This window comes from Salinimonas iocasae, assembly GCF_006228385.1.
GTDB lineage: Bacteria > Pseudomonadota > Gammaproteobacteria > Enterobacterales > Alteromonadaceae > Alteromonas > Alteromonas iocasae.
On the sequence record NZ_CP039852.1, the window covers coordinates 275,724 to 302,540 of the forward strand.

Sequence of the window (26,817 nt, forward strand, 5' to 3'; positions counted from 1 at the left end):
ATCTGTCAGCTCATTAGCAGTAAGTGAAAGAGTCGCGTGGGAAAGAAAAGAGAAATCGCAGGTAAAGCCGTCACCTGGACGGCGAAAAAGCTATGGCTGGGGCTGGCGGTCTTTCTGGTACTCTTTGCTGTACTGCTGAGCGTGCTGCGCTACTCATTACCTTACCTGGATAATAAGAAGCCGTTACTGGAAGAATATATCAACCAGCAATACGGCGTTGCGCTTTCCATTGGTACCCTGAAAGCTGACTGGCTGCAAAGCGGCCCGAGCATTGTTCTTGAGGATGTTAAACTTCAAAGCAACGCTCAGTCTCCTATTGCAATGGATATCGACAATATCGATATCGAGCTGAATTTCTGGCAGTCACTGACAACCGGGCAGCTTTCCTCGAAGCAGTTTAATCTGGATGGCGTAGCGCTGATTGTTGATACCACTCGCCTAAACAGTGATGAGCAGCCTTCCGACTATCCCGTTATTGATGCCCTCCACGATTTGTTTCTGGAACAGCTTGAGCGTTTTTCGCTGCGTGATGGTGTAGTGACGCTGTTGAAGGAAGATACTGAGCAGGTCATTGAAGTCAGCGAACTGTCCTGGCTGAATCGCAACGGGCAGCACCGTGGTGCAGGGGCATTCCGTGTGCAGGAACTAGCCAGTAATGCAGCAACGTTTCTTATTGATCTTGATGGCGGCAAAGACAACCTTCGCGGCACGCTTTATGCGCAAGCCGAGGATGTTGATATTTCGCCCTGGGTGAGTGGCAAGCTGCAAACCCGACGGCCACTTAAAGAAAGCCGCGCTAATCTGGAAGCCTGGGCAGAAGTAGAAAACAGTAAAATAAGCGCGGTATTCACACAGATTCATGACAGTCGCCTGACCTGGGGCGGGCAGGATAATGTTACGGTCAGTACTGGTATTCTCGGTGGGAGCTTTCAGGCTCTGCCTAAAAATGATCACTGGTATTTTCGGATTGACCAGTTAGAAGTCGTATCAAATAAGCAGCGCCTGGTAACCGATTTGGTTGGTCGCTGGTCACAGGGTGACGGGCTCCTGATAAACACCGTTAAGCCGACCCCGGTGAATCCGTTTCTTGTTCTATTGCCTTTGTTCACTGACGATACCGCGGATGATGATGTCAGGGACTTCGCCCCCACCGGTCAACTGGCTACTCTGCAGATGAAAGCTGGTCAGGCTGGCCTCGCGGTAACGGCTAAATTACTGGATGTCAGCTGGCAGCAGCATGACGGGATCCCGGGGCTGCAGCAGCTCGATATTGATATTAACTGGAATAACAGTCAGGGGGCTGTGCGTGTTCAAAGCCGCGATGCGATGCTGCTTACTGATACGCTGCTACCGGAAAATATTGGCCTGAATCAGCTCGATGCCAATATCTATATCTACCCGCTCCAGACGAACGGACAACAGAACTGGATGCTCAGTTATGATGACCTGATACTTGATACGGCAGTGGCAAAGGTAACCCAAAGTCTGCGCTTGAATCTTTCTGATGCTGATCTCAGTCTGTTTACCACGGTGAGTGATATGCCGGTTGATAGCGCGAAGAAGCTGTTTCCGGCAACCCTCATGGGTAAAAACACCGCCGACTATCTCACCCGTGCCCTGACCGGGAAAGGAGAAGTCGCCAATACACGGATCCTGTGGCACGGGAAACCCGGCAACTTTCCGTTTTCTGATAACTCCGGGGTTTTTCAGGCTTACACCTTCTTGCAGGAGAGCGCGTTTGACTTCTCCAAGCAGTGGCCTGCGCTCGATGACATGAATATGGCATTAGAGTTTGAAAATAACGGGTTGGTAATGAAAGCGCCCGCTGCCACACTGGCTGGCATTCAGCTTAGTGATTTAGAAGCTTCTATTATTCCGCTGTCAGGTACCGCGAATCTCAACATTGCCGCCACAGGCAACGGCACCGGCGAACAATTAAGTGCGCTGATGATGCAAAGTTCACTTTCTGAGTCATTAGGCAATGTGTTATCCGAAGAGGTACAAATCAGCGGGCCTGTGAGTACAAACCTGACCCTGACTATTCCTCTGGATAGCGCCAATGTCGTGGCCAAGGGCACCGCCAGCCTCAATGGTAATGTGGTCAAGCTGCCACGACTGAATATGACGCTGAATGACGCCCGTGGCGACATTGCCTTTTTAAATGAAAATATCAATACAGAATCAATGCAGGCCTCTTTGTTAGGGCAGCCGTTGTCGCTGGCGGTTACCGGCGGGAAAAAAGATGACGGCTACGGGGTCGATATCGGCGCTAAAGGACACTGGGACCTTGGTGCACTTTCCAGCCGTTTTAGCGACAAGCTTGGCGGCTATCTGTCGGGTGACAGTGACTGGCAGGCCAATGTATCGGTACAGCTACCGGCTGAGGGTTTTACCTATACGGCCAGCATCACCTCAACCCTTGAAAATACGCAGTCTGGCTTGCCCGCACCGTTTGATAAACCCGCTGATACCGTCAAACGGTTTGCCATTTCCAGCGTAGGGGATGCAAAAGCGTCAACGATAAAAGCCTTACTGGGTGACGATATTGCATTTGACGGCATTCTGCCTCATCAGGAAATGCAGTTTTCCCGGGCTCATCTGGCACTGGGTAAAAGTGACTTTACCGGTCGCGGTATTGGGTTAAGCGTTTCGGCGAACTTGCCTCGCATCGATGCCGGTAGCTGGTACTCCGTCATTGACGAGCTTATCTCAGAACAGACAGACACCGAAGACGAGCAGCCAGCACTGTTTGCGGTACCTCAGCGGCTTTTTATAATGACTGATGAGCTCATCGTTGCGGGCCAGACACTGACCAATGTTGATATCACCGCCAAGCAAAACAGTAATAACTGGTTGCTGGATATTGATACCAAGCAGGCGCGGGCAAATGTCAGTATTTATGAAGATTTCCTGAAAAGAGGTATCCGGGTAGAAGCTGATTATATTAACTTACCCGAGTGGACAACACCTGAACCGTCAGAAGAGGCGACTTCGGTTAAGTGGTCGGCCGAAAGTCTGCCGCCGGTTTATGCGTTTTGTCAGCAGTGTACGTTGCTGGGCAATGCCCTGGGGCAGGTAACCCTGGATGTGGTGCGCGGCGATAACGGCATGGTGATTCGCCAACTCAGTACCAGTAACAAACATACCCAGATTAATGCCACCGGTAACTGGAATACACAAACACAAACTACAACCCTGACCGGGACACTTCAAAGTGATGACGTGGGGCGTATGCTGCAGGACCTAAACGTCAATTCCGGTATTAAAGACTCGGCCGCCTCAATCGCGTTTAGCCTGGACTGGCCCGAGTCGCCCATGGACTTTTCCGTTGAGCAGCTAAATGGCGATATAAACTGGCGCCTTACCGACGGATACCTGAGCGAGCTCAGTGACAAAGGCTCTCGCATATTTACTTTGTTTAGCCTTAACTCGCTGGTTCGCAAGCTCAGTCTGGATTTCAGAGATGTTTTTGCCAAAGGCTTTTTCTATGATGATATGAGCGGCACCTTATCGATTGCAGATGGCCGGGCAACGACGGACGATACTGTTATTGATGGTGGTGCAGGCGAAATTACTATCAAAGGGGTGACGAATCTGGCGGCTCAAAAATTAAATTATGATGTGTCGTTTACCCCTAATGTGACCGGTAACCTGCCGGTTCTGGTCTATTTTCTGGCATCGCCGCCTACTGCACTCGCCGCGCTGGCTATCGACCAGGTGTTGACGTCGGCCAAAGTAATCTCCAATGTTAATTACAAGGTAAGAGGTACCTGGGACAATCCTGAATTCACTGAGGTTGGGCGAGACAGTAAAGAAGTGACGTTGCCGGCAAGACAAAAAAATAAGAATGAAAAGCCGACGCCGCTGTCAAAACCCGACCTGGAAAGATTAAATCTGGAGGTACAAGATGGTTAATCTGGTCGCCGTTCAAATGACGAGTCAGCCTGATATTGACGAAAACCTGGCATACGTAGAAAAACAGCTGGATACGCTGGATACCAGTGAGCCGACGCTGGTGGTATTACCCGAATGCTTTGCACGCTTTGGTACCCGCGACCGTGAATTGCTGGATGTGGCTGAGGCGCGCTATAGCGGTAAAATCGGCCAGGCTATGCAGGATATGGCTAAAAAGTATGGCGTTTATCTGGTGACCGGTACCTTCCCGCTGGTTTCTGAGGAACCGGACAAATTTACTGCGTCCTGTCTTTTAGTCGGGCCGGATGGCAATGTTATCGATGAATACAAGAAAATTCATATGTTTGACGTAGCCATTAAGGACAATACTGGTAGCTACCAGGAGTCTAAATATACCCAGGCGGGTGATCGGGTCGTGGTTTGCGATACGCCGATAGGGCGAATCGGGCTGGCAGTGTGTTATGATGTACGCTTTCCAGGGCTATTCAATGCTATGGGTGATGTCGATATTCTGGTATTACCTGCTGCATTTACCCAGCATACCGGCAATGCGCACTGGCATACACTGGTCCGGGCACGGGCAATTGAAAAACAATGCTTTGTTGTCGCGCCGAACCAAACCGGTGAACATGCCAACGGACGCCAGACATTCGGGCACAGTGTTATTTATTCGCCGTGGGGTGATACGCTGGCCGAACTAGGCGCGCAATTAGGTACCGCTCAGGCACGGGTTTCTGTCAGCGACAGAGAAGAGCTCAAAATGAGTATGCCGGTAAGCCAACATAACCAATTCAGGAGCGATTTTGTCAAATAACGTAGCTAGCCATTTACTGACTGATTCGGGACTGGACATGTCCGCGCTGGAAAAGGCGCTGGGCCAGATTCACAGTCATGACACCGATTACGCTGACCTGTACTTTCAGTCTAGTCAGCACGAAAGCTGGGTGCTGGAAGACGGCATCATTAAAGAAGGCAGTTATAACATTGAGCGAGGCGTGGGTGTAAGAGCCATCAGTGGTGAAAAAACCGGTTTCGCGTACTCTGATGAAATCAGCAATGAAGCACTAACCAAAGCCTGCAAGGCTGCACGAACGATTGCGCCGGCTGGTGGCAAAACCGCTGTAAGCGGGTTTGGTGAACAGCAATATCCGAACCGTTATCAGGCTGACAACCCTCTGCTGGGTATGGAAGAGGCCGAGAAAGTCGCGTTACTTAAGGCGGTTGACGCGTATGTCAGACGTCAGGAGCCTGAGATTAACCAGGTTGTGGTCAGTCTGACAGGGGTGTACGAAGAAGTGCTGGTGGCTGCCAGCGACGGCACCTTTGCCACTGACATCCGACCGTTGGTGAGGCTAAACTGTTCTGTGCTGATGGAAAACGGTGACCGTCGGGAGCGCGGCAGTTCAGGTGCAGGCGGACGGCACACCTATTCGTTTTTCCAGTCTGACGACAACGGCAGACCCGTTTACGAGCAACTGGCGGACGATGCGCTGCACATGGCCCGGGTTAATATGCAGGCAGTTGCATCACCGGCGGGCACTATGCCGGTGGTACTAGGCAGTGGCTGGCCTGGTGTGTTGTTGCATGAGGCGGTAGGTCACGGCCTGGAAGGTGATTTCAACCGCAAAGGTGCATCTACGTTCAGTGGTAAAATGGGTCAGCGGGTCGCCGCTAAAGGCGTGACCATTGTGGATGACGGCACCTTGCAGGATCGCCGTGGCTCACTGTCAGTAGATGATGAGGGTACACCGACGCAGCGTAATGTATTGATTGAAGATGGTATTCTTACCGGCTATATGCAGGATAAAATGAACGCGCGTCTGATGGGTGTTAAGCCCACCGGAAATGGTCGTCGTGAGTCGTTTGCGCACTTGCCAATGCCGCGCATGACTAATACTTACATGCTGGCCGGACAGTACGATCCTCAGGAAATTATTCAAACCATCGATAAAGGCATCTATGCACCAAACTTTGCCGGTGGTCAGGTAGATATCACATCCGGTAAATTTGTGTTCTCAAGCGCAGAAGCGTATCTGATTGAAAATGGCAAAATTACCGCGCCGGTAAAAGGCGCCACGTTGATCGGAAATGGTCCTGAAGTAATGCAGAAAGTGTCGATGATTGGTAATGATGTGGCGCTTGATCGCGGCGTTGGTGTTTGTGGTAAAGACGGCCAGTCAGTACCGGTAGGCGTTGGTCAGCCAACACTGAAAGTCGATGAGCTTACGGTTGGCGGCACCGCCTGATGCAAGACTGATTATCAATTAATAAAAAGCCCCGCAGTGAATACTCCTGCGGGGCTTTTTTTGTGATCAGCGTCAGGGTGATTATTCTGGTTCCATATGTGCTTTCAGATACTGGAACAATTCCCGGTATGCTTTAGGTGGCGCGTTTTTTTCACGCTCTTTTTTAACCTGTCGGTGTAGCTGACGCAGTTTTTGCCGGTCCATTTCAGGGTAGCTTTCAAGCAATGGCTGAATAGCATCGTCGCCCTGCTCAATAATGTCTTCACGGGCTTTCTCCATGGCGTGGAATGCCGCATTGGTTTCCTGATGCTGGTGAGTAAGTTTGTCCATTGCCTCATTGATAGGCGTCACATCCCGCTGACGCAACAGCTTTCCAATGTACTGAATTTGGCGCCGGTAGCCTTCCTTTTTGCGATTCATCGCGCGCGCCTGCATCACGGCCTCTTCCAGCTGTTCGTCCATTGGAATGGTTTGCAGGTGAGCCGGTGACAACAAAATAAGTTCTTCACCGCGCTTTTGCATAAGCGCCGACTGACGCTTTAGCTCAGTTTTACTGACCCACTCCTCAGATTCGTCCGCCTGAATATCATCAAAGTCAGAATCTTCGGGTGAATGATGCTTATGGTCGCTCATTGGTATCTCTAAGTGTTACACTGATAATACTTATAATTGTGACACACAACTTCGGGATAGCGAAACTGACTATGCAAATTGACCAGCAAATCGCGGAAATACAAAATATTGTTGATGATGTACTTACCATGGCGAAGGCAAAAGGGGCGACCCAGGCTGAAGCGAGTATGTCGAAGGTGCAGGGTATTGCGGTTTCATCCCGAATGAAAGAAGTAGAAAATGTCGAGTTTACTAACGATGGCGGACTGGGTATCAGTGTGTATGTGGGTAAACACAAAGGCAGCGCATCAACCGCAGATTTAAGCAAAGATGCGTTAGCCCTGACGGTGGAGAAGGCCATCGATATTGCTCGCTACACCAGCGAAGACCCGTGTACCGGTCTGGCTGACGCAGAACTCATGGCGACATCGTTTCCGGACCTTGAGCTGTACCATCCGCAGGAACTGGACCCGCAAAGAGCTATGCAGATTGCTATTGAGGCAGAAACCGCGGCATTGGATTTTGACCCCCGCGTAGTGAATTCCGATGGTGCGAATTACAACGCCAATCATGGTATGCGGGTATATGGTAATACGCACGGTATCAACGCCGGTTACCCGAGCAGTCGCTACAGCTTAAGCTGCATGACTATTGCCGCAGAAGATGACGATATGCAACGTGACTATGCGTATACCGTCAGCCGTCGTCCGGATGGCCTGAAAAGCGCAGTTTCAGTAGGTGAAGAGGCTGCAGATAACACGGTATCCCGTTTAGGCTCACGTAAAATAAACACGGCCAATGTACCTGTGCTTCTGCATAAAGATGTCGCCTCCTCGCTGTTTGGTCACTATGTCAGTGCCATTAGTGGCGGTAATCTGTATCGCCGGTCCAGCTTCCTGCTTGATAAGCTGGGTGCACAGGTCTTTCCGAAATGGCTGAATATTGAAGAATTGCCGCACCTGAAAGGCGGGCTGGCCAGTTCAAACTTTGATGCCGAAGGCGTTGCTACCCGCGATCTGCAGGTTGTGGAAGATGGCAAACTAGCGCATTACCTTTACACCACCTACTCAGCGCGCAAAATGAAAAAGACCCCCACCGGACACGCTGGTGGCATTCATAACTGGGTAGTCGGGCATACCGGCCATGACGACAAAGCGTTACTGGAAGAAATGGGCACCGGTTTACTGGTAACAGAACTGATGGGGCAGGGCGTAAGCGTCGTCACGGGTGACTATTCGCGCGGCGCAGCGGGTTACTGGGTTGAAAATGGCGTTATTCAGTACCCGGTACATGAGGTTACAATCGCTGGAAATCTGAAAGACATGTTTGCGAATATCCGCGCAATTGGTAAAGAACGTGATGTACGCGGTGGCGTTCAGACCGGCTCTGTGCTTATTGACAATATGAAGGTTGCCGGAAGTTAGTGTTTAGCTAAGGCCAAAAAAAAAGCGCAGTAAATACTGCGCTTTTTTATGTGTACCGAATATTAACCATCAACGGAACCGCAGAAGCGATAACCTTCACCGTGAATGGTTACAATCAATTCCTCATCGCTCGGCTCAGACTCAAAATGCTTACGGATACGACGGATTGTTACATCAACCGTTCTGTCATTCGGGCGTAGCTCACGTCCGGTCATTTCCATAATCAGCTGTTCACGGGTAAGAATTTTGCCCGGATTGCTCAGGAACAGATGCAATGCTCTGAATTCACTGCGCGGCAGGCGAAACTCTTTACCATTAGGTGAAATCAGCGAGCGACTGTCACCGTCCAGCGTCCAGCCATTAAAGCTGACACGGCTTGGTAAGTCGTCATCTTCCGCTGTATTGGTAGTACGAGACAGCAGGTTGCGTGCACGAATAGTCAGCTCACGAGGATTAAACGGCTTGGTCAGGTAATCATCAGCACCGATTTCCAGACCCAGTATACGGTCAACATCGTTATCTCTGCCGGTTAAGAAAATTAAGCCAACATTTTTACGGTCGCGTACTTCCCGGGCCAGAATCAATCCATTCTTACCTGGTAAGTTAATATCCATGATGACCAGATTGATGGAGTGATTCTCGAAAAAATCATGCATTTGGTCGCCATTTTCGGCTTCAAAAACGTTATAGCCTTCAGCTTCGAACAAGCTTTTGAGGGTGGTACGGGTGACCACTTCATCTTCAACAATTAATACATTTGGCGTCTGCATGGTGTTTCACACTCTTTTACAATCGGTTAAAGCAATATTCTGGTTTAAGTGTATTATTCGTTACTTTCTTTTCAAGTTTGTTACGAATAAAACCTGACCTACGGTATAAGGGTTTGTAACTAAATTACAAGGTCCGGACTCTCGACTATTCAGTTTCATTTCCGGCATTTGCTGTTTCGACAGGAAAAACTATCAGAAATTCCACGCCTTTTCCTTCTTCACTGGAAAGTGTGATAGACCCGTTCAATCCCTGAGTGACAAGATTGTACACCAGGTGCATACCCAGCCCCGAACCGCCTTGCCCGCGTCGGGTAGTAACGAAGGGGTCAAAGATACGCTTACGTATCTCGTCCGGAATTCCCTTGCCATTATCTTTATACACCAGTTTTAGCGTACTGGCTGTCATTAGATCCGCCGTGATATCTATCGTGCCACTTTCTGTATCGTCAAAGCCGTGGACTACGGAGTTTACAATCAGGTTGATCAATATCTGGTTTATCGGGCCTGCTTTTGTTTCAACGTGTAAGGTAGGGTCGCAGTGTACGTTGATTTTATGATGATGCTTTTTAAGCTGAGGCCTCAGCGATAGTAGTATCTCATTAATTAACTGTGAAACGCAAAAAGTTCGGCTGGATTCAGTGGTTTGATCTACAGCAACCTGCTTAAAACTGGAAATCAGTTCAGCAGCCCGGTTCAGATTCCGGTAAATAATATTCAGATTTTCCTGGCTGTCGCTTAAGAACCTGTCCAGCGCGCTGGCTTTAAGCGTTCTGTTTTCAAAATCCTTCTGGATATCGCCAATTTGGTCCAGCATCATGGTTGATGCTGTTACGCCCAGGCCGATTGGTGTATTTACCTCGTGCGCTACGCCCGCCACCATGTCACCCAGCGACGCCATTTTTTCATTCTCTACTATCTGGCGCTGATACTGGTGTAGTTTTTCCAGTGTCTGAATCAGCTCCTGGTTGGCATCTTTTAATGCTACGGTGCGCTGGCTTACGATATCCTCAAGACTGGCATTCAGCTGGCGATGCTGTTCTTCAGCTTCGTGTTGCTTTTGCACATAGTCCTGCATGCGGGCCAGTAATACGTTAACCGCATCGGTGAGGATATTAAGCTCATTTATGCTGGAGGTGGGCGTGCGCGCCGAATAGTCTCGCAACCGGGCGGTTCTTTGTAAAAAGTCTGCCATTGACTCAATAGGCCCGACAATAACGCTCTGTAGCCGCAACGCTAATATGAATGTTAGTACCATCATCACAAACATCACGCCCAGGTTCAGCAAAATAGCCTGGCCTACCAGACTATTAAATTTAGCTGCAGATGCGCTTAAATAGATATATCCGACATAATTATCGTTGTAGGTGACGGGGCGCGCTACTTCAACAGTGGCATCGCCCATAGAAGGGGTTTTAAGTAGGTGTATCCGGCGCGATTGATCCTGAATGGGCGGCTCACCCACTTTGTGATAACTGGACAAAAAGCTTAAATCATCAGAGCGATTCGGGTTATACCAGTAGGCATGCACGTGGGTGACAATTTCAGATTGTGCGGCGCTGTTAAGGTGGCGCATCGTCGCCTTTTCATCACCGCTGGCGATATCCTGCGCCGCATTTTCGCTGATGATATTGGCCAGCATAACGACGGTTTCCTCAAGATCCTCCCGGTACGAGCTGATTTGCAGATACAACGATAAGCTAGTTGCCAGAACCAGAGTAATAGTGGCAATCGCCATGATTACCCACAGAAACAAACTGCGTATGGAAAGCCGTGCCGATGTGGCTGTCATTCTTGTTGTTTAACCGCGTCTGAGTGCAAAGCAACGAATATATCTATAGTGGCGCAATATGTCTGAAAAAGAAAGCGCGCACCCTGGAAAGTGCGCGGGATTCTACTGTATAAGTGCCTGATACAATTTACTATATTCGTCAGCTGCTGTTTGCCAGGTAAAGCGTGTTTGCATACCGCGAACCTGCATAGATCGAAAGCGCTCGGGATGTTCATAATAAAACAGCAGGGCCCGGCGTATGCAGGATAATAAGGCGTCAGGCGTAGGCTCGTAAAACACGAAGCCGGTGGCATTGTCACCATAATTTATTGGATCATAAACGGTGTCTTTTAATCCACCGACCGCCCTGACAACTGGAATGGTGCCATAGGCCAGGCTATACATCTGGTTTAAACCACACGGCTCAAATTGGGAAGGCATTAGAAAGAAATCAGCGCCGGCTTCCACAAGATGAGCATGCTCAGTACTGAAGCCGTTAATAAATGCAAACTGGTCAGGGTGGTTGTGTGCATACTCATTGAGATCCATACACACTGATGGATCACCGGTACCCACGATGACTAACTGAATATTATGATCCATCAGGTCATTCAGAACAGGTAGCAGATAGCCGAAGCCTTTTTGCTCTGTTAAGCGGCACACCATCCCCAGCACAGGAACGTGGTCTTTTTCAGGTAAACCCGCAACCTTTTGAAGCGCCGCTTTGCAGCGAGACTTCGGCAGCAGGTTTTCGCTATCAAAATTTTCCGGCAGGTAACTATCGGTGGCCGGATTCCATTGCCCATAGTCGCAACCATTTAAAATGCCGACCAAATCCTGCTGGCGGCCAACCAGTCTGTCGTGCAGACCGTGACTGCCCAGATTGGTCAGCAGCTCCTGCGCGTAGTTCGGGCTAACCGTGGTAATTTTATCCGCATACTCAATGCCGGTTTGCAGCATGTTGATATACCCGCCATGTACCTGGCTTAATATCGCCGGATGATGACGTAAAAACGGAATGTCATCTAGCTTGTTGACCCCCTGGAAAGCGGCGTTGTGTATCGTAAAGACAGTGCGCGTATTGTCGAAATAGCCACTTTTATCGCTGCGCAACATAAAGGGCAGCATCGCGGTATGCCAGTCATGACAATGCACCACGTCCGGTTCCAGTGCCAGTGACTGGATAGCCATCAGTGCAGCGCCGCAGAAGAAACTGAAGCGTTCGCCATTATCCTGATAGGCTTCGTAGGCATTGCTGTAAAGACCGTCACGGTCAAAGTATTCAGGGTAATCGATAAAGTGAATGGTGATGTCATTCCAGCTAAGCTGCCGGACTTTGAAGTGATACACCTGACTTTCTGCAAACAGGGTTTGCTGTGGCAGCGACTCAGCCAGCTTGTATTCTTCGGCTATCGCTTTGTAATAGGGCATAACGATACTCACGTTATGACCTGATGCTTTTAGGGCGAGAGGCAGCGCCTTGCCAACGTCGGCAAGCCCACCGGTTTTAACCAGCTCTTCTACTTCTGATATTGCAAATACAATGTTCACCTGGCTTCACTCCATGTTTTGGCAGGATGGTGCCACCAAAATCACCGAATACTGATAACACAATCAGCGGCCTGTTTTGTCATGATAAAAATCTAACACACCCGGTCCCCTGCGGCTATCAGACCAGCGCAAGATAGACCGAGAATTGTGAAGTTTGTGCCAGTGTCCGCACCTGCCCGAAAGTGTCTGAGAGCAGCCCCGGATAAGGCAAAAAGCGGTTTGCAACCATGTACATACTGCCCCGGGTAGTTAATACCCGCTTGGCGTCTGTGATAAAACGCCGGGTGATGCTGTAATCGGTTTTAACCCCGGTATGAAAGGGTGGGTTAGTCACAATATGCTGAAATTTGTCATTAACACCGTGTAGGCCGTTTGCCGCAATTAACGTAGCAACCTGATCGTTAGCATGCAGTGTTCGGGCAGCACAGAACAGTGCCAGCGCGTTAACATCCAGCATGGTCAGTGACAGATGCGGGTACTGCTTCAGCAAATTCGCACCGATAACACCGGCACCACAGGCGAAATCCAGAATATCGCCGCGCAGGTTTGAAGGAAGCTTTTCCAGCAATAACCGGGTGCCGGTATCCAGTTCTTTATAACTGAAAACCCCCGGCATGGAGGTCACTTCCCACTCGCACCCGTCTAATTCGTATGTCTGGGCATCAAGCCACTGGTCAATGTTAAATTCGCCGCGCTGCTCAACATGAATGTTAATCAGGCTGCAATGGCGGGCAGAATCAATCTTGCTGACAGTGCCGTATTTTTCTGCCAGTTTCCCCGCGCTTTTAATGCCGCCCTTGTTCTCACCGACCAGATAAATTTGTCCGTCGGCGGGTAACACCGCACTGGCCATCTGCAACAACATAGCCAGGTGTGCCTTAGATTTGGGTAAGTAAATCAGGACGTGCGAGTATGATTTGGTCGTATCTACAAATGGTGAGAAAGTATGTAAGTGCTTGCTTACTTTCTGCTCTATCGAAAAACCTGTAGTCTTAGAAGCCACATCGCGGCTATCTAATTCGTGAGACTGAATCACCTTGGCGCTTTCCGAAAAGATGTCAAAATACTGATGCAGAATGTCGGTTTCTTTATCAGCAATCAAATCGCAGAAATACGCATCTGTCGGATTGATAATTAACCACTGACCATCATCAAACAGGGAAAGGTTGCGCTCCAGCAACTGGCTTTGTGCAGATAACATTAGCTAATCCGTTCGTAAATTAAATCCCATACCCCATGACCCAGCTTCTGTCCGCGGGTCTCAAATTTGGTGATAGGGCGGTAATCAGGGCGGGGTACATAATTGCCTTCATCAGCCGTATTTTTGTAGCCGGCAGCACTGTTCATTACCTCGGCCATATGCTCAGCATAGTTTTCCCAGTCGGTCGCCATGTGAAAATGTCCGCCAATAGCCAGCTTACTTCGCACAGTTTGGGCAAACTCTGGCTGTACAATACGGCGCTTATGGTGACGCTTTTTATGCCACGGGTCTGGAAAATAAAGCTGAATTCGCGACAGACTGCTATCAGGCAGCATGTTATTGAATACTTCTACCGCATCATGCTCCATCACTCGCAGATTGGTCAGGCCCTGTTCGCCGGCTTCTGACAAACAGGCGCCGACGCCGGGGCGATGTACTTCAATCCCGATAAAATTCATATCCGGCGCATTGGCAGCCATCTCTACCAGAGATTTACCCATACCAAAGCCGATTTCCAGCACTACTGGTGCATCGCGTCCGAATACCTGCTTTAGATCAACGGGCTCACCGGTATACTCGATGCCCATCGTCGGCCAGAATTCCTCAAGCGCTCTGGCCTGTGCTTTGGTGGTTCTGCCTTCACGCTTAACAAAACTTTTTACTTTGCTGACGTAAACACCAGCCGCTTCTGCTTCTTCCTGACTTTTATACTGACCCATATCCGCACCCAACAACGGTTAATATATAAGATGGCGCGCATTATCCAGCCAAATTGCAACTTTGCAATTAATTCGCCGGGCGCGAGAGTATTTTACACCGATTTGTGCAAAATGTGTTGCAGCGCAGAGGCTGTATCCGCAGGTTTTTCCAGCAGCATCATATGGCCGGCATTTTCAATGGGATAAAGCGTGCAGTCGTTAAGCTGTGCAGCAACAGCGCTGACAACCTCAAAAGGTGCAATCATATCCTGCTTTGCCGCCAGCATGTGAGTGCGAAAAGGCGCATTGCGTAAATCTGCAACCAGGTCTTCTCGCGGCGTGGTGGCATGGGTATGTGCTAATAGCGTACCTTTGCCCAAATCTTCGCCCATGTCGGCGACAACACCGGCGACATCATCACGGGATAGTGCATCAGGATGCACAAACTTTTGCAGATATTTAGCACTGCGTGGCGTAAAGGGGCCATTTTTCAGGAAGGTGAGCAACTGCTTGCGGCGCTTGAGTTCTTCAACGCCCAGCCCCTGAGGGTTATAACCGATAAGAGTTAGCGAGGCGACACTGGACGGGTTTTGTAATGCCCATTTGCTGGCAATGTATCCACCCATTGAATACCCGACAAGATGCACCTTCTCATCAGGCAGTACGCGATCCGCAGTGAGTGCTAGCATATCATCAAGGGAGGTCGCCCATTGCAGCGGCACGTAGCGGCGCTGGGCCAGCGACAGCTGTTTCCAGACCGGTAACCAAACGCGCTCATCACAAAGGGTTCCGGGTAAAAATAAAACCGGCTCGTTAAACACCGCTTACTCCGTTCTTGTTAACTGTTTATGCAGGCATGGTATCATACCGCTTCTTTACTTCAGTGATACAGGTTTTGCGATTCATGAGCTCATCGTTTGCCGACAAGGTACTGGCCTGGTTTGATTTACACGGACGCAAACATCTGCCCTGGCAGCAACAGGTAACGCCCTACAAAGTCTGGGTATCGGAAATTATGTTGCAACAAACCCAGGTAACCACCGTTATTCCGTACTTTACCCGCTTTATGGAAAGCTTTCCGGATGTTCAGGCGCTGGCAGCAGCTGGTCAGGATGAGGTACTGCATCACTGGACGGGGCTGGGCTACTATGCACGAGCCCGTAATCTGCATAAAGCCGCGCAGGCTATAGTGGATAATCACGGCGGCGAGTTTCCGACAACGCTTGACGAGGTAATGGCGCTACCGGGGATAGGACGTTCGACGGCAGGTGCGGTACTTTCACTGGCGTGCGGGCAGGAGCACCCTATTCTTGATGGCAATGTAAAGCGTGTTCTGGCTCGTTATTACGCGGTGGAGGGGTGGCCGGGCAAAAAACCGGTAGAAAATACCTTGTGGGATTATGCGCAGCGCAATACGCCAGCTAAGCGATGCAACCACTATACGCAGGCGATGATGGACTTAGGGGCGATGATTTGCACGCGCAGCAAACCCGATTGCGATCACTGCCCGCTACAGGATAACTGCCTGGCGTACGCACAGGGCAGGCAGGCAGAGTTTCCGGGTAAAAAACCTAAAAAAGTATTACCGGTAAAAACAACCAATATGTTTGCCGTGCTTAACGGACCGGCAGTTATGCTGGTTCAGCGGCCATCACAGGGCCTGTGGGGTGGCTTATATGGATTAGTGGAAAGCGAAAGCCATCATCAACAGGTAGCTGCAGAGCTGGGAGTAGATGATTATCAGATAGAAGCCCTGCCAGAATTCAGGCACACTTTCAGTCACTTTCATCTGGATATATCACCGTTTGTAATTATCGGTGCGGCAGCAAAAACGCGCAAGGTCGATGAAGCGCGTCAGGTAAAATGGTTTCCATTACATGAACCCATTGAAGTTGGGCTGGCCGCCCCGACTAAAAAGATTATCAGCCAAATTCAAACCATGTTGTAAGTCACACTTGCAGCCAGTAAGGAACTATTATGAGCAGAACCGTATATTGCCAGCGACTGGAAAAAGACGCAGAAGGCCTGGATTTTCAGCTATACCCTGGTGAACTGGGTAAGCGTATTTATGACAATATCTCTAAAGAGGCCTGGGCCGAGTGGCAGAAAAAGCAGACGATGTTGATAAATGAGAACAAGCTGAATATGATGGAACCTAATGCACGTAAGTTCCTTGAAGAGCAAATGGTTGCTTATTTGTTTGAAGGGCAGGAACCAACAATTGAAGGGTATGTTCCGCCTGAAAAATAAGCAAAAAAGCGCATTTTGTGCAAAGTCTGTGCAAACAGACAAAGTTTTCAAAAAAGGTGTTGACTTGGAACGCGGAAATCCGTTTAATACGCACCCACAGCGAGAGAGTCAGTTAACGCCAAAACGCTAACCAGTTTTGCCCAGATAGCTCAGTCGGTAGAGCAGTGGATTGAAAATCCTCGTGTCGGTGGTTCGATTCCGCCTCTGGGCACCATTCTTAAGAAACCCTGATCAGAAATGGTCGGGGTTTTTTCTTTTATATCAGCATATTATGCGGCGATTCAAATCCAACCGTTTCTTCCCAATTTCTGCTAACCCTTAAAATATCACCATACTTTTTCAGGGTTGCATACCGCGTTCAATCCCACGTAAATAGTGGTGTTAAGCAATAAGGGTGCACGCTATCCGTAGTGCAAAAAACTATGCAATTTTCTAGCACCAATCCCATCATATGTTCTGTGCAGAGCTGCAACTGTTGATATACCGCTACGTAGATAACAATCTAAAGAAAAATAATCCAATTATCCTTCTGCATCCTGCGTGTTTAGAGGTGTTGGGTGTATTGGATAAAAAAATAATTCAAGTTAAGTAAATTACTCATGTATCTTAATGATCATCATACGATTTTCAAAATTTCATTATTGGATTATTTGAATGGATATACACGAAGAGATCGCGCGTTTAGTTGATAATCATATGGATGGGTGGTTGTTCGAGTGTGTGAGCGATAACCAATTACTTCAGATGCTGGAACACTGCATTGATGAGTTAATTCATAGCTCTATAGAAGATGTTGAGAGTGTACTACTGAAGATTAAACATAACGCAATCGAACCCAATATTTCTGTGAACACGTTGTTAGTATCTGTTTTTTGCAGTGGTAACAATATGGCTAGTGATATCGAAGTAATGCAACGCTCAGGTACGGAGCTCATTAACAACAAAAATAGAACAAAATTTTCTGTGGATGGTCAGATTGTGCATTCATTAGCTGATGCATATATTCCATCGGTAATTTGGGTTCTGATCGGGTTAAGAAAGAAGGGGCTAGGAGAAGCTGAATCTGAGTTCTGGAAAGGTATTGAATCGCTCTACTACCAGTTACCTTTGATTCGCGTTTTAACATTACTTAACAGTGAATTTGATATACAGAGAAAGAAACATTCCAACAAAACCAATCTGCAAAGTAGAGCGTTAAAGGAAGATGCTGAACCTTTCAACGTTGAACGAAAAAAAATCGTACAACGCATTGCGAAGGATACTTTAACCAAAGAGCGACACTTAACTATTAAGCAATGCATATCAAAGATTAAACCACTTGTAAGTGAACAGCTGGATAGCGCTGTAGTGGAGAAAACGTTACAGGTAGATCCGTCGATAGATTACGCAAAAATCTCAAAGCAAATGTACGAACGGTGGGTAGAAGAAATCTATGATGAGTTTAAACCCACACTCCTGTAGTAATGTCAATCCCCCAGCTAGCTGGGGGGATATAGCAACCACACTTAACCATTCATCATGATGGCTCAATTTATTTACGGAGTCGTTATGAAATTATTTAATAGTCCTCAAGCTAAACATGATACCCACCCGCTGACCATTGCGATTGTAAGGTCGATATATGATAACCAAATCACGACAGATAAGGTTCAACAAGTAACATGGTCGGAATTTAAACAAGAATTGCTAAATGAACACGATGTTCGAGATACTAAAGATGGTATTGCAGTAATTCCCTGTGGATTTTTTTCTTGTAGTGATGAAAAAGCAGAGATAATTGAAAGAGAAACCGATGAGTCAGGTGATCTAGTTTTAAGACGCTGCGCTGAAAACGTTACTGAATACACTATGTTGGTTATCGATATCGATGATGGAGCCTCAGTAGATGAAATCGTGGAGTTCTTTAGCGAATATGAATGTGTAGTTGCATCCAGCCACAACCATATGGTTGATGATGTGGTTAAAGTTCGAGTTTATCTACCACTTATAACCCCCGTACCCCATGAAGAAATAAGACGTCGCAAAAATAAATTAATGGCGTTTTTGCCAAACCCTGACCCTTGCACGTTTGGAGCGAGTAGAGCGTTTTTACTTCCTTCTGTACCTCTTGAACGACAACAATATGCATTTATTGAAAAAGTGCATGGTGAATTGTTTGATGTGATGCAGTTTGCACCTGATGAAGATATACCAATACCTTCCGTTAGATCAGATGATGAGAACGAACCGTTGACACCGCAAGTACGCGAATTAATCATACGTGAGCTTAAAAACGTAGGGCGTATCGAGTACGACACGTTTTACAAGCTAGCAGCGAGCATGCATAACAGTGGTTTTTCTTTACACGATTTTTTGGAAGTTGCACCAACTTTAAAACCCGCGTACTCAAACCGCGCAGTTGAATCTCAGTGGTGGTATTCACAACAACTGAAGCAACTACAAACCGGTACACTTATCCATCTCCTGAATGAATTAGGTATTAAGATTCCGGGGTTAGCGAAGAAGGCAAAGAAGCAACTGAACAACCTCAATAGAAAACTTGAGAAAGCTAAACAGCAGCTGGAAAAGTACCTAGAACGTAATGATTTAAGCGATGATGAACGTGAAGAAAAAGAGGAATTCGAATCGCTCTACAATAGCCTGCTAGATAAAAAGGAAGCAGTGTTAAAAGCTGAAAATGAAGCGAATAACCGGTTAAACCACCTGCTGGATAACATCGAGCTGTACTACGTTGCAGATGTAGATAAATTGTTGGAATACAAACCTGACCAAGGTACGTGGCTAGATTACAAGATTCCTGCTTTTCTAAACCATTATCCGTTTATTTCAGATGCAGGGGGTAAACAGCTTTTAATGATGAAACTTGAAGAGCGTGGAGCATTACGTAAAACCGTATGTATATCTGCAAAACCACAACCCAACTATGTTTTAAACAAATTTAGAAAAGACCATTGGGTGCAGCCAAGTAAAGGTGAGTACCACGAAATTTTTGATATTTTTATACGATCTTTAGGTGATACAAAGCAGGAAAACATCGATCACATTAAAGAGGTAGTAGCGTGGAAGTACCTGCACCCGGAAGATTATTCACTGCCATGTTTAGTGATTTATGGGCAAGGTGGCGCAGGTAAAACCTCGTTTGTGACCACCTTGCTAGCGACCATATTTGGAAAGCATCAGGTTATTGCAGTGCAACAAGATGCGATGAAAAACTTCAATGGTGTGGTAGCAGGTAAAGTGGCCGTTTCACTTGAAGAGTCGGTATGGGATAAAGCCGATAAAAACCATTTAAAAGCCATTATTGGACAACGAACGGTGATGGTGAACGAAAAATATGGACGGCAATATGATGCGGATAACGTATCACTTTATGTGGTAGGTGGTAACGGTGCATTAGGAGCAGTGCGTTTAGGTCGGGACCAATCCGATAGACGCTTTTCGATTCTTAAAGTAACCCGTTCAATTATTGACCATGTGATGATTGTTAAATCTTTGAAGCGTGATGATGCTATTGAATGGTGGGAGCGGAATAAAAAACACCTTGAAAACAAAGAGCAGGTAGCGTGCTGGCTTGGTTCGATTATCCCACTTGTGGAAGATATGGAAACGCCACCTGTTGCATTACACGGTAAAGATTACCAAGCACTGTTGAAAGCCCAAGCCGGACCATTTGAAGAAATAGTAGATCTGGTTTTTGATCAACCACAGTTCGAGTTCATCAATGGCAAGGAAGTGTACGAACTCTATCAGTTGCTATGTGTAGAAAACGGTTACGGCAGACCGATGGTTAAATCATCGTTTGATAGCCGTTTAGAAAACGAACTCACCCTGCGGCACCCCCACATTAAATTTAGAACGGTAAAAGTTATAGATTTAAACGGTAAACCTACTACCAATCGTGGTTGGGTACTCGATTCATTAAGCTGTGTAGAAAGAAAACATTATTTTGTTATCGATCATGAACACATCAGAGGAAAACGCATCATTAACGAAAAGCCGTTTAGTGATGAATACGTGACCCAAAATCCATCCCACCAAGATTTGATGGATGAGTGAAAAATAATTGGATAGCGGTGATTTAAAAAAAACACTGCATCCCCTATCCGCAAAAAATTTTTGATAACAGTTATTTTTTATCTCACCACCTAACCCGTTGAGCTAATCCGTGGGGTGTTGGACGGTATCTGCGGTGAGAAGGAGTCAAAGATGTCCGTTTTAAAACAGAAAAATGGTTTTTACCAAATACGTTTCCAGTTTAGTGGAAAGAAGTATCAACGTAGTGCAAAAACGAAGAATAAAGCAAAAGCAATGGAGCTTGAACGTAAGTGGAGAAATGAACTGCTTGATAACCAGCAGCATGAAAAAAGTGAAGAAATATCGCTGTATAACGCAATTGATCTGTTTGTAACCAGCAAATCAGGAATGAAAACACTAGATGATGTGAAATCAAAGGTTCGTACCGTAAAACGTTATTTTACCGATAAACCGGTGCATGAACTAACAACCCGTGATGTTGAGATGTTTGTTAATAAACGCAAAGCAGAAGGTAAAGCTGCACAAACGATCGAACACAGCATTATCCAGCTTAGAGGGTGCGTTAGTTATGCTAAACGGTTGGGGTATCGAGTAGGTGAAATTGAGTTTCCCAAGTTAAAAGTGGACAACAAGCGCATCCGATGTTTAACACCAGATGAAGAAAAGCGCTTATTAAAGGAACTCGAACCCAACAACCCTGATTATTGTAGTTCCGTTACCCCAATGGAAGATCGTACCCAGCTACTACAACAACGGCAGGATAATTATGATTTAGTTATATGTTTGTTGGACACAGGTGCTCGTTACTCTGAAATAGCTCAGATGTGCTTTAAACAGGTTGATTTGCAAAGCAGAACAATTCATTTGGTAAGAACCAAAACTAACAATGAATCCACTTTGTTAATGAGTAATCGCGTGTATCAAGTGCTTAAAAGACGTTACGACAACAGAGCGCAAGATAAGTGGGTGTTTACTGATAAATCAGGTAACCAGCCCCGGCAACACGCTACCATATCTATTCGTAAAGCTATCGATAACGCGGGTATAGAAAATTTTAAAGTACATGATTTTCGCCATACCTGTGCAAGCCGATTGGTGCAAAACGGATTAACCATTCAGGAAGTTGCGATGGTATTGGGTCATCGCAACTTATCTACCACCTTGCGTTATGCACACCATGAGCAAAAGCAAGTGGCTACCAAGATGAAAAACGTACTTGATTCTATTAACGATGCAGCATGAGGTGATAAATGGCACGAATGTTATTGCAAAAACCAAATGGTGAAGCACTAGCTTGGTTAGATGTGTATCCAGATGGGAAAAAGCAGATTCATTTACCTTGTGGAACCCCGCTTGGATTCTATAACCCTAAAAGCAATACGACGCACCGAATGAGTGGCGCACTTGTGGGAAGGGGGGATTTGATGGCTTCTCTGATTTATAAAAGCTAAAGGAAGCGATAAACATGAATACTGAAGAAATCGGAATTATTGCTACTGTACCATACGTTGAAATCCTGGATGGAGAGATTGCGGTTCATGCATTCAATAGAAAGCTTAACTATTATCAGTTGGAAAACCTAACGGAGCACAAGCAGATCCTTAGGGTTGTGTATCAGTTACTTGAGAAGGAGTGGATAGATAAAAAACTGGTGATGGAATTTATAAAACTAACTGCTGAATACCATGGTATTACTTACCGAAACTGATGGGGCTACAAAGGATACTGTTCGAGGATTTGGTGCGCTCAGTATCCCGCTTACTAAAAAAAGTTTACGGATTTGGATTGTAATGAGCTGGAAACAGGGACGTTGTTTTAAGTGCGTACAGAACTGGAGAAAGGGGGCGACTTTTTAACCATGAATCACTTTTTTTAAAAAAAGCTATTTTTTAATATTACGAATTGAATTAAAGTAGTGATTTATAATTAATTCTACCATCCGCTGAAGCTGTTGTTCCGATAAAGATTCAAATCCTGCAATATTATCCAAGCACTGATAAGCGATTTCTCGGACATCATCGGTACAGAGATTAGAGCTAGCATCTTCATGAATTGCAATAGCGATACATTGAAGCTGTTCGGTAGAAAGCAAATATGTATTCATGCACACACCGTCCAACCAACTAGCCGCCAATACAACAAATTACTTCAGTTTATTGGGTTTAACAGGCTTCTTGCACTTCCTTGGTTTGGAAGATTTCTTAGGTTTGATAGGTTTAATTGGCTTTAAATCTCGAAGTTTCATATAAATCAGTGGGTTATGCTAAATCATTGTGCTGTATTTATGTGAGGGAACAGTGAGACTTTAGCAAAGTGGTGCGATGGGGTGGTGTAACCATGTTCACCACCCCACAGTTTTAGCAGCCTACAGTAGGATACTTAATCCTATTGTTTGTGCTACACAGCAACTGCGCGCAGGACATATGGTATAATATCATTGACTCAGATTGGTAAAAATTTATAATGTGCTGTATAAAAAAACAGCCTTTGGTGTTAACGTTTTGAAAAAGAACAAATTTAATGTAGCCTCTTTTTTTTCTGGTGCTGGTGGCCTAGATATAGGCTTTGAAGCAGCAGGTTTCAATATAGTGTTTGCATCAGATATTATGGAGCAAGCTTGTCAAACCTACTCTAGAAACTTCACTCACTCCAAATTTTTTAAAAACGATATTTCTTTGATAACTAATCAAGATTTAGATAAGTTGAAGGCTGATAACGACATCGACGTAGTTATTGGTGGCCCTCCCTGTCAGGGCTTTTCGAATATGGGGAATAAAAATTCTGCAGACCCGAGAAATTATCTTTTTCAATGTTATCGGAAAGTTATTGAGCATCTTCAACCTACGTGCTTTCTTTTTGAAAATGTAAAGGGCTTTCGAACAATGTTTGAGGGGCGGTTCTTTGAGAAGGTAATTAACGAATTCTCTGCAATTGGTTACAATATTCATTACTCTCTATTAAATGCTAACGACTACGGAGTTCCTCAGAAAAGAGAAAGAATTTTCTTGTTCGGGACTAAAGTTGATAGACCATTTAAATTTCCCACCAAAGAATCAACTAGCTTTGATAATTTGAGAGCATATGCAAACGTCGGTGAAGCATTAAATGATTTAATAGATAAAGATGAGAGTGTCCCTAACCATATTCCGTTAAAACATAGTGACACTGTTATAAAACGATATGAATTAATACCTGAAGGCGGAAAGCTTCCTAAACCTGAAGATTTGCCTGTCGAAATTAGAAGGAAGAACTTTGGCAATACCTACACGAGATTATCTAGATTTGAACCATCTAGTACAATAGTTCCGGGTAATAATGCCCTTCCTGTTCATCCAGTTTTGAACAGAAGCTTGACCCCTCGAGAGGCCGCGCGCATACAGACTTTCCCTGATAATTATATTTTCTACGGGGATCGTCGCTCTCAATGTATTTTAGTAGGTAACGCGGTACCACCGCTTCTAGGTGCTAAATTAGCGAGAAACGTAGCATTCCATCTTAATGGAGTAGATATCTTAGGTGAAGAGCCTGAAAAAACCATCAATAGAGGAGATGTGTATACGTTAAACAGAAAAGGCAAAGCTTCCAGAGCTAGTTTAAGATTTGCTGATTTATTTTGCGGTGTAGGGGGGTTTACAGAAGGATTGAAAGCAGCTGGTCTAACGTCTGTGTTAAGTGCTGACTTTGATCAATATGCAGTTGATGCGCATCGTTTAAATCACCAAGAAGAATGCGTGAAGGCTGATTTATCCAATGAGTTTGACAGAGCAAAGATTATTAAAAAGCTAAAGGTAGAGAGTGTCGATCTAATTGTTGGTGGGCCACCATGCCAAGGGTTTTCTATTTTTGGAAACCGAAGATTCGTTAACACTAAAAAGCACGATCTGAGTAAAGATGAACGCAATGATCTTGTACACTCTTTCGCAGAGATTGTTGTTAGTGTTAGACCAAAATGGTTTATGATGGAAAATGTACCTGGAATACTATCAGCACATAATGGAAAGTATGTTAACGAGGTTAAATCTTACTTCGAAAATCACGGATACAGGGTCGAATTTAAAATAATCAATTGCGCCGATTATGGTGTTCCACAGTTAAGAAAAAGGTTCTTAATGATAGGTACTAATACTGATCTAGTAATTCCGTGGCCGAAGGCAAAGTTTTTTGCTGAACCCGAGGATTGGCAACAGGCACATAGGACTGTTGGACTAGCTCTTTCAGGGTTAGATACGGAAGATTCGTACTTTCGATTCAAAAACCATAATCCCCCAAAGCATACGAAAGTTGTTTCAGATAGATTCGGATTTATTGAAGAGGGAAAGAAGCTTGAAATTGAGAAATTACCGAGCCATCTGAAGATTGGGACAAAAACTGGAAAACCAATAAAAAACTTTAGTCATGTTTTTAAACGATTGGACCGAAAAAAGCCCTCAAATACAATTGTTCCTGGACATAATGCTTTCCCTGTTCATCCGCGGTTAAATAGAACTTTAACAGTCAGAGAGGCGGCTAGAATTCAATCTTTTCATGATAATTACGAGTTTGTTGGGCCTATAATAAATCAGTGCTTACAAGTTGGAAATGCTTTCCCTCCTCTTGTTGCTCAACTGTTCGGAGAAAGACTGAGAACAGTTGTGAACAAAAATTGGAAAAGCGGTGAATCAACTCAATTAGCATTATATTCTATGTTAGAAGAATTAGACGCTAATTATTTATAGATCCGGTAGTGAGCTTATTTCAGTTATTTTTTTCCAATTGAAGCAAATCTCGGGTTTTGCGTTAGGTAATTTTTTAGTAATACCCAAAGCTCTCCAAAGTAGGTCCTCATATTTTAAGAAAGGCGTATTGCTTGCATTTCCCACAATACGTCTTGGATTTCTTTTTATCATGCCTTTATCAATGTATCTAACTTCGAGCTCTTGTTGGATTTCAACATATGATTTTATACCTCTAAACTCGTTGCACAAATCTTCTAGATCCATAATTACGTCTAACTGATTTCCCGTAAATAAAACGAGTTTAGTGAAGTAATCGTAAAAAATTTTACTAGTGGGCCCATGCACAGTTCCTAAGTGGTAAATTTTAAATCCTAGGTCAGTTAGTTCTCCCTCGGAATCAATAACCTGAACATGTTTCAGAAAGCTGAGAAAGTTTTTTCTAATTGATTGATATAGAGTATCACCAGCAGTTGCAGGGTCAGTTCTTTGTTTCAATGACTCTTGTGCTTGAGTTTTATCTACTCCAGATTTTTTTTTGATTTTTTTTATTAACTTACTACCAAAATCAATGTTTTTAGTCCCAGCTAAAGTCTTAATTGGCTTTCCCCTTATATCCAGTATCGGGGGAGTGACTAGATTATCAATATTAGAAACGGGGAAAAGCTTTTCCTTCCAGCAGGTTTCAAAAGCATCAGAATGAATCTTTTTTGTCTTGTGTTGATAGTAGTAATCTAGAATAAGGTGAAATAGTTCGATTGGTAGGTCTTGATGCTTTGCCCAAAACCTAGTGCTACCTATTTTCGATTTGTCGACATTATTATTCCTCATATCGACGTTATGAAGGAGCTCAACACTATCAGGATTGTCTACGTCAAAGGAAATTAAGCCCACTGGAAGGTGTCCAACTATTTGTGAATCAAATAGTGAGCTCATAAATTTAGAAATATCAAAGTCTTCTAAGAAATTGGGGATTATTAAAAATGATATATTGCTACTATTTAGATAAGCAATAGATTGACCCAGTCCGGTAAGAATACCCCTTTTGGTTTCAGTAGGGGGTTTGAACTCAAATGAAATTATTAAATCCGAAGCATCACACCTAAAGCCTGCATCTGGTGAAGGAAAATTTGAGCTTACTCCCGTTCTATAAAATTCCGGACCAGAATTGTTTAACGATTTCCAATCTCCACATTTAAATTTTGCCAATATTGCGTCTGTTGTCTTTTTTGTGAGGACATGATGATTGAGTGACATACACTAACTCTTCCGTGAAATTGAAACTACCCACAATAGTTTGCCATGATATATATCTAGTGTAAATTTTTATGATATGTAAGTTTATTATATTAAATATTACTGAATATCAATTGGTTACGTAGTGATAACAGCGGATTGAAAATCCTCGTGTCGGTGGTTCGATTCCGCCTCTGGGCACCATCATTGAAGGCCTTGCAGCAATGCGAGGCCTTTTTTGTTTGTGCTACCGTTTAGTTAAAGCAATACGCCTATGGCGGTATGTAGTTATGAATAGGCTAACGAACACTGCTTTAATCTCACTTTTATCTTCAGTTGGCTCTGCTTCACTTAAGCCGTTCTGCTTTCTTCAGTATTCCACGCCAATCCAAAACGTAA

The 26,817-nt window shown here is 45.4% G+C and carries 21 protein-coding genes and 1 tRNA gene; 13 read left to right on the top strand and 9 right to left on the bottom strand.

Annotated features, from left to right (window positions below; all coding sequences use genetic code 11):
* Positions 1-36 precede the first annotated feature (36 nt).
* The 3 genes from FBQ74_RS01160 to tldD are packed head-to-tail and all read left to right on the top strand — an operon-like array spanning position 37 to position 6,161.
* On the top strand, positions 37-3,915 hold the full coding sequence (locus tag FBQ74_RS01160; protein ID WP_139754928.1) for a YhdP family protein: 3,879 nt from the start codon (positions 37-39) through the stop codon (positions 3,913-3,915).
* Entirely contained in the window at positions 3,908-4,729 is an 822-nt protein-coding gene (locus FBQ74_RS01165) for a carbon-nitrogen hydrolase family protein (protein WP_139754929.1), read from the top strand. Before FBQ74_RS01160 ends, FBQ74_RS01165 begins: the two co-directional genes overlap by 8 nt.
* Positions 4,719-6,161 carry a metalloprotease TldD gene (tldD, locus tag FBQ74_RS01170; protein ID WP_139754930.1) on the top strand — a complete coding sequence of 481 codons (1,443 nt, stop codon included), beginning with the start codon at positions 4,719-4,721 and terminating at the stop codon, positions 6,159-6,161. Before FBQ74_RS01165 ends, tldD begins: the two co-directional genes overlap by 11 nt.
* A gap of 81 nt (positions 6,162-6,242) precedes the next feature.
* On the opposite strand, the gene yjgA is transcribed toward tldD, so the two are convergent.
* On the bottom strand, positions 6,243-6,794 hold the full coding sequence (yjgA, locus tag FBQ74_RS01175; RefSeq protein WP_139754931.1) for a ribosome biogenesis factor YjgA: 552 nt from the start codon (positions 6,792-6,794) through the stop codon (positions 6,243-6,245).
* Positions 6,795-6,865: 71 nt separating this feature from the next.
* Between yjgA and pmbA the strand changes: the two genes are divergently transcribed.
* Positions 6,866-8,197 (top strand): metalloprotease PmbA, encoded by a 1,332-nt coding sequence (gene pmbA, locus FBQ74_RS01180; protein WP_139754932.1) that lies wholly within the window; start codon positions 6,866-6,868, stop codon positions 8,195-8,197.
* Between the two features lie 62 nt (positions 8,198-8,259).
* Here the strand turns inward: pmbA and arcA are convergent, their stop codons facing one another.
* From arcA to FBQ74_RS01210, 6 genes are all read right to left on the bottom strand, one after another.
* Positions 8,260-8,967 (bottom strand): two-component system response regulator ArcA, encoded by a 708-nt coding sequence (arcA, locus tag FBQ74_RS01185; protein ID WP_139754933.1) that lies wholly within the window; start codon positions 8,965-8,967, stop codon positions 8,260-8,262.
* Positions 8,968-9,112: 145 nt separating this feature from the next.
* Positions 9,113-10,756 carry a sensor histidine kinase gene (locus FBQ74_RS01190; RefSeq protein ID WP_139754934.1) on the bottom strand — a complete coding sequence of 548 codons (1,644 nt, stop codon included), beginning with the start codon at positions 10,754-10,756 and terminating at the stop codon, positions 9,113-9,115.
* A 102-nt stretch (positions 10,757-10,858) separates the two neighbouring features.
* Positions 10,859-12,286 carry a glycogen synthase GlgA gene (gene glgA / locus FBQ74_RS01195; RefSeq protein ID WP_139754935.1) on the bottom strand — a complete coding sequence of 476 codons (1,428 nt, stop codon included), beginning with the start codon at positions 12,284-12,286 and terminating at the stop codon, positions 10,859-10,861.
* A 118-nt stretch (positions 12,287-12,404) separates the two neighbouring features.
* Positions 12,405-13,487 carry a class I SAM-dependent methyltransferase gene (locus tag FBQ74_RS01200; RefSeq protein WP_139754936.1) on the bottom strand — a complete coding sequence of 361 codons (1,083 nt, stop codon included), beginning with the start codon at positions 13,485-13,487 and terminating at the stop codon, positions 12,405-12,407.
* On the bottom strand, positions 13,487-14,206 hold the full coding sequence (trmB, locus tag FBQ74_RS01205; protein WP_139754937.1) for a tRNA (guanosine(46)-N7)-methyltransferase TrmB: 720 nt from the start codon (positions 14,204-14,206) through the stop codon (positions 13,487-13,489). Before trmB ends, FBQ74_RS01200 begins: the two co-directional genes overlap by 1 nt.
* A gap of 92 nt (positions 14,207-14,298) precedes the next feature.
* A complete protein-coding gene (locus FBQ74_RS01210) occupies positions 14,299-15,006 on the bottom strand; it encodes an alpha/beta fold hydrolase (RefSeq protein ID WP_139754938.1) in 708 nt (235 codons plus the stop codon).
* A gap of 83 nt (positions 15,007-15,089) precedes the next feature.
* Between FBQ74_RS01210 and mutY the strand changes: the two genes are divergently transcribed.
* The 8 genes from mutY (at position 15,090) to FBQ74_RS01250 (ending at position 22,178) form a co-directional block, all read left to right on the top strand.
* Positions 15,090-16,133, top strand: a complete 1,044-nt coding sequence (gene mutY / locus FBQ74_RS01215) for an A/G-specific adenine glycosylase (protein ID WP_139754939.1) — start codon at positions 15,090-15,092, stop codon at positions 16,131-16,133.
* 29 nt (positions 16,134-16,162) lie between these two features.
* A complete protein-coding gene (locus tag FBQ74_RS01220) occupies positions 16,163-16,435 on the top strand; it encodes an oxidative damage protection protein (protein ID WP_139754940.1) in 273 nt (90 codons plus the stop codon).
* A 138-nt stretch (positions 16,436-16,573) separates the two neighbouring features.
* Positions 16,574-16,649, top strand: a tRNA-Phe gene (locus FBQ74_RS01225).
* A gap of 440 nt (positions 16,650-17,089) precedes the next feature.
* On the top strand, positions 17,090-17,896 hold the full coding sequence (locus FBQ74_RS01230; protein ID WP_139754941.1) for a hypothetical protein: 807 nt from the start codon (positions 17,090-17,092) through the stop codon (positions 17,894-17,896).
* 87 nt (positions 17,897-17,983) lie between these two features.
* Positions 17,984-20,491, top strand: coding sequence for a DUF5906 domain-containing protein (locus tag FBQ74_RS01235; protein WP_139754942.1), 2,508 nt, complete (start codon positions 17,984-17,986; stop codon positions 20,489-20,491).
* Between the two features lie 150 nt (positions 20,492-20,641).
* Entirely contained in the window at positions 20,642-21,712 is a 1,071-nt protein-coding gene (locus tag FBQ74_RS01240) for a tyrosine-type recombinase/integrase (protein WP_139754943.1), read from the top strand.
* 8 nt (positions 21,713-21,720) lie between these two features.
* On the top strand, positions 21,721-21,921 hold the full coding sequence (locus FBQ74_RS01245; RefSeq protein WP_139754944.1) for a hypothetical protein: 201 nt from the start codon (positions 21,721-21,723) through the stop codon (positions 21,919-21,921).
* A gap of 14 nt (positions 21,922-21,935) precedes the next feature.
* On the top strand, positions 21,936-22,178 hold the full coding sequence (locus tag FBQ74_RS01250; protein WP_139754945.1) for a hypothetical protein: 243 nt from the start codon (positions 21,936-21,938) through the stop codon (positions 22,176-22,178).
* A 174-nt stretch (positions 22,179-22,352) separates the two neighbouring features.
* Here FBQ74_RS01250 and FBQ74_RS01255 read toward each other — a convergent pair whose 3' ends face one another.
* Positions 22,353-22,574: a hypothetical protein gene (locus FBQ74_RS01255; RefSeq protein ID WP_139754946.1), complete on the bottom strand. Its 222-nt coding sequence runs from the start codon at positions 22,572-22,574 to the stop codon at positions 22,353-22,355.
* Positions 22,575-22,917: 343 nt separating this feature from the next.
* Here FBQ74_RS01255 and FBQ74_RS01260 point away from each other — a divergent pair, with 343 nt between their 5' ends.
* Positions 22,918-25,185 carry a DNA cytosine methyltransferase gene (locus FBQ74_RS01260; protein ID WP_139754947.1) on the top strand — a complete coding sequence of 756 codons (2,268 nt, stop codon included), beginning with the start codon at positions 22,918-22,920 and terminating at the stop codon, positions 25,183-25,185.
* Here FBQ74_RS01260 and FBQ74_RS01265 read toward each other — a convergent pair.
* Positions 25,180-26,439: a hypothetical protein gene (locus tag FBQ74_RS01265; RefSeq protein WP_139754948.1), complete on the bottom strand. Its 1,260-nt coding sequence runs from the start codon at positions 26,437-26,439 to the stop codon at positions 25,180-25,182. The genes FBQ74_RS01260 and FBQ74_RS01265 overlap by 6 nt on opposite strands.
* Between the last annotated feature and the right edge of the window lie 378 nt (positions 26,440-26,817).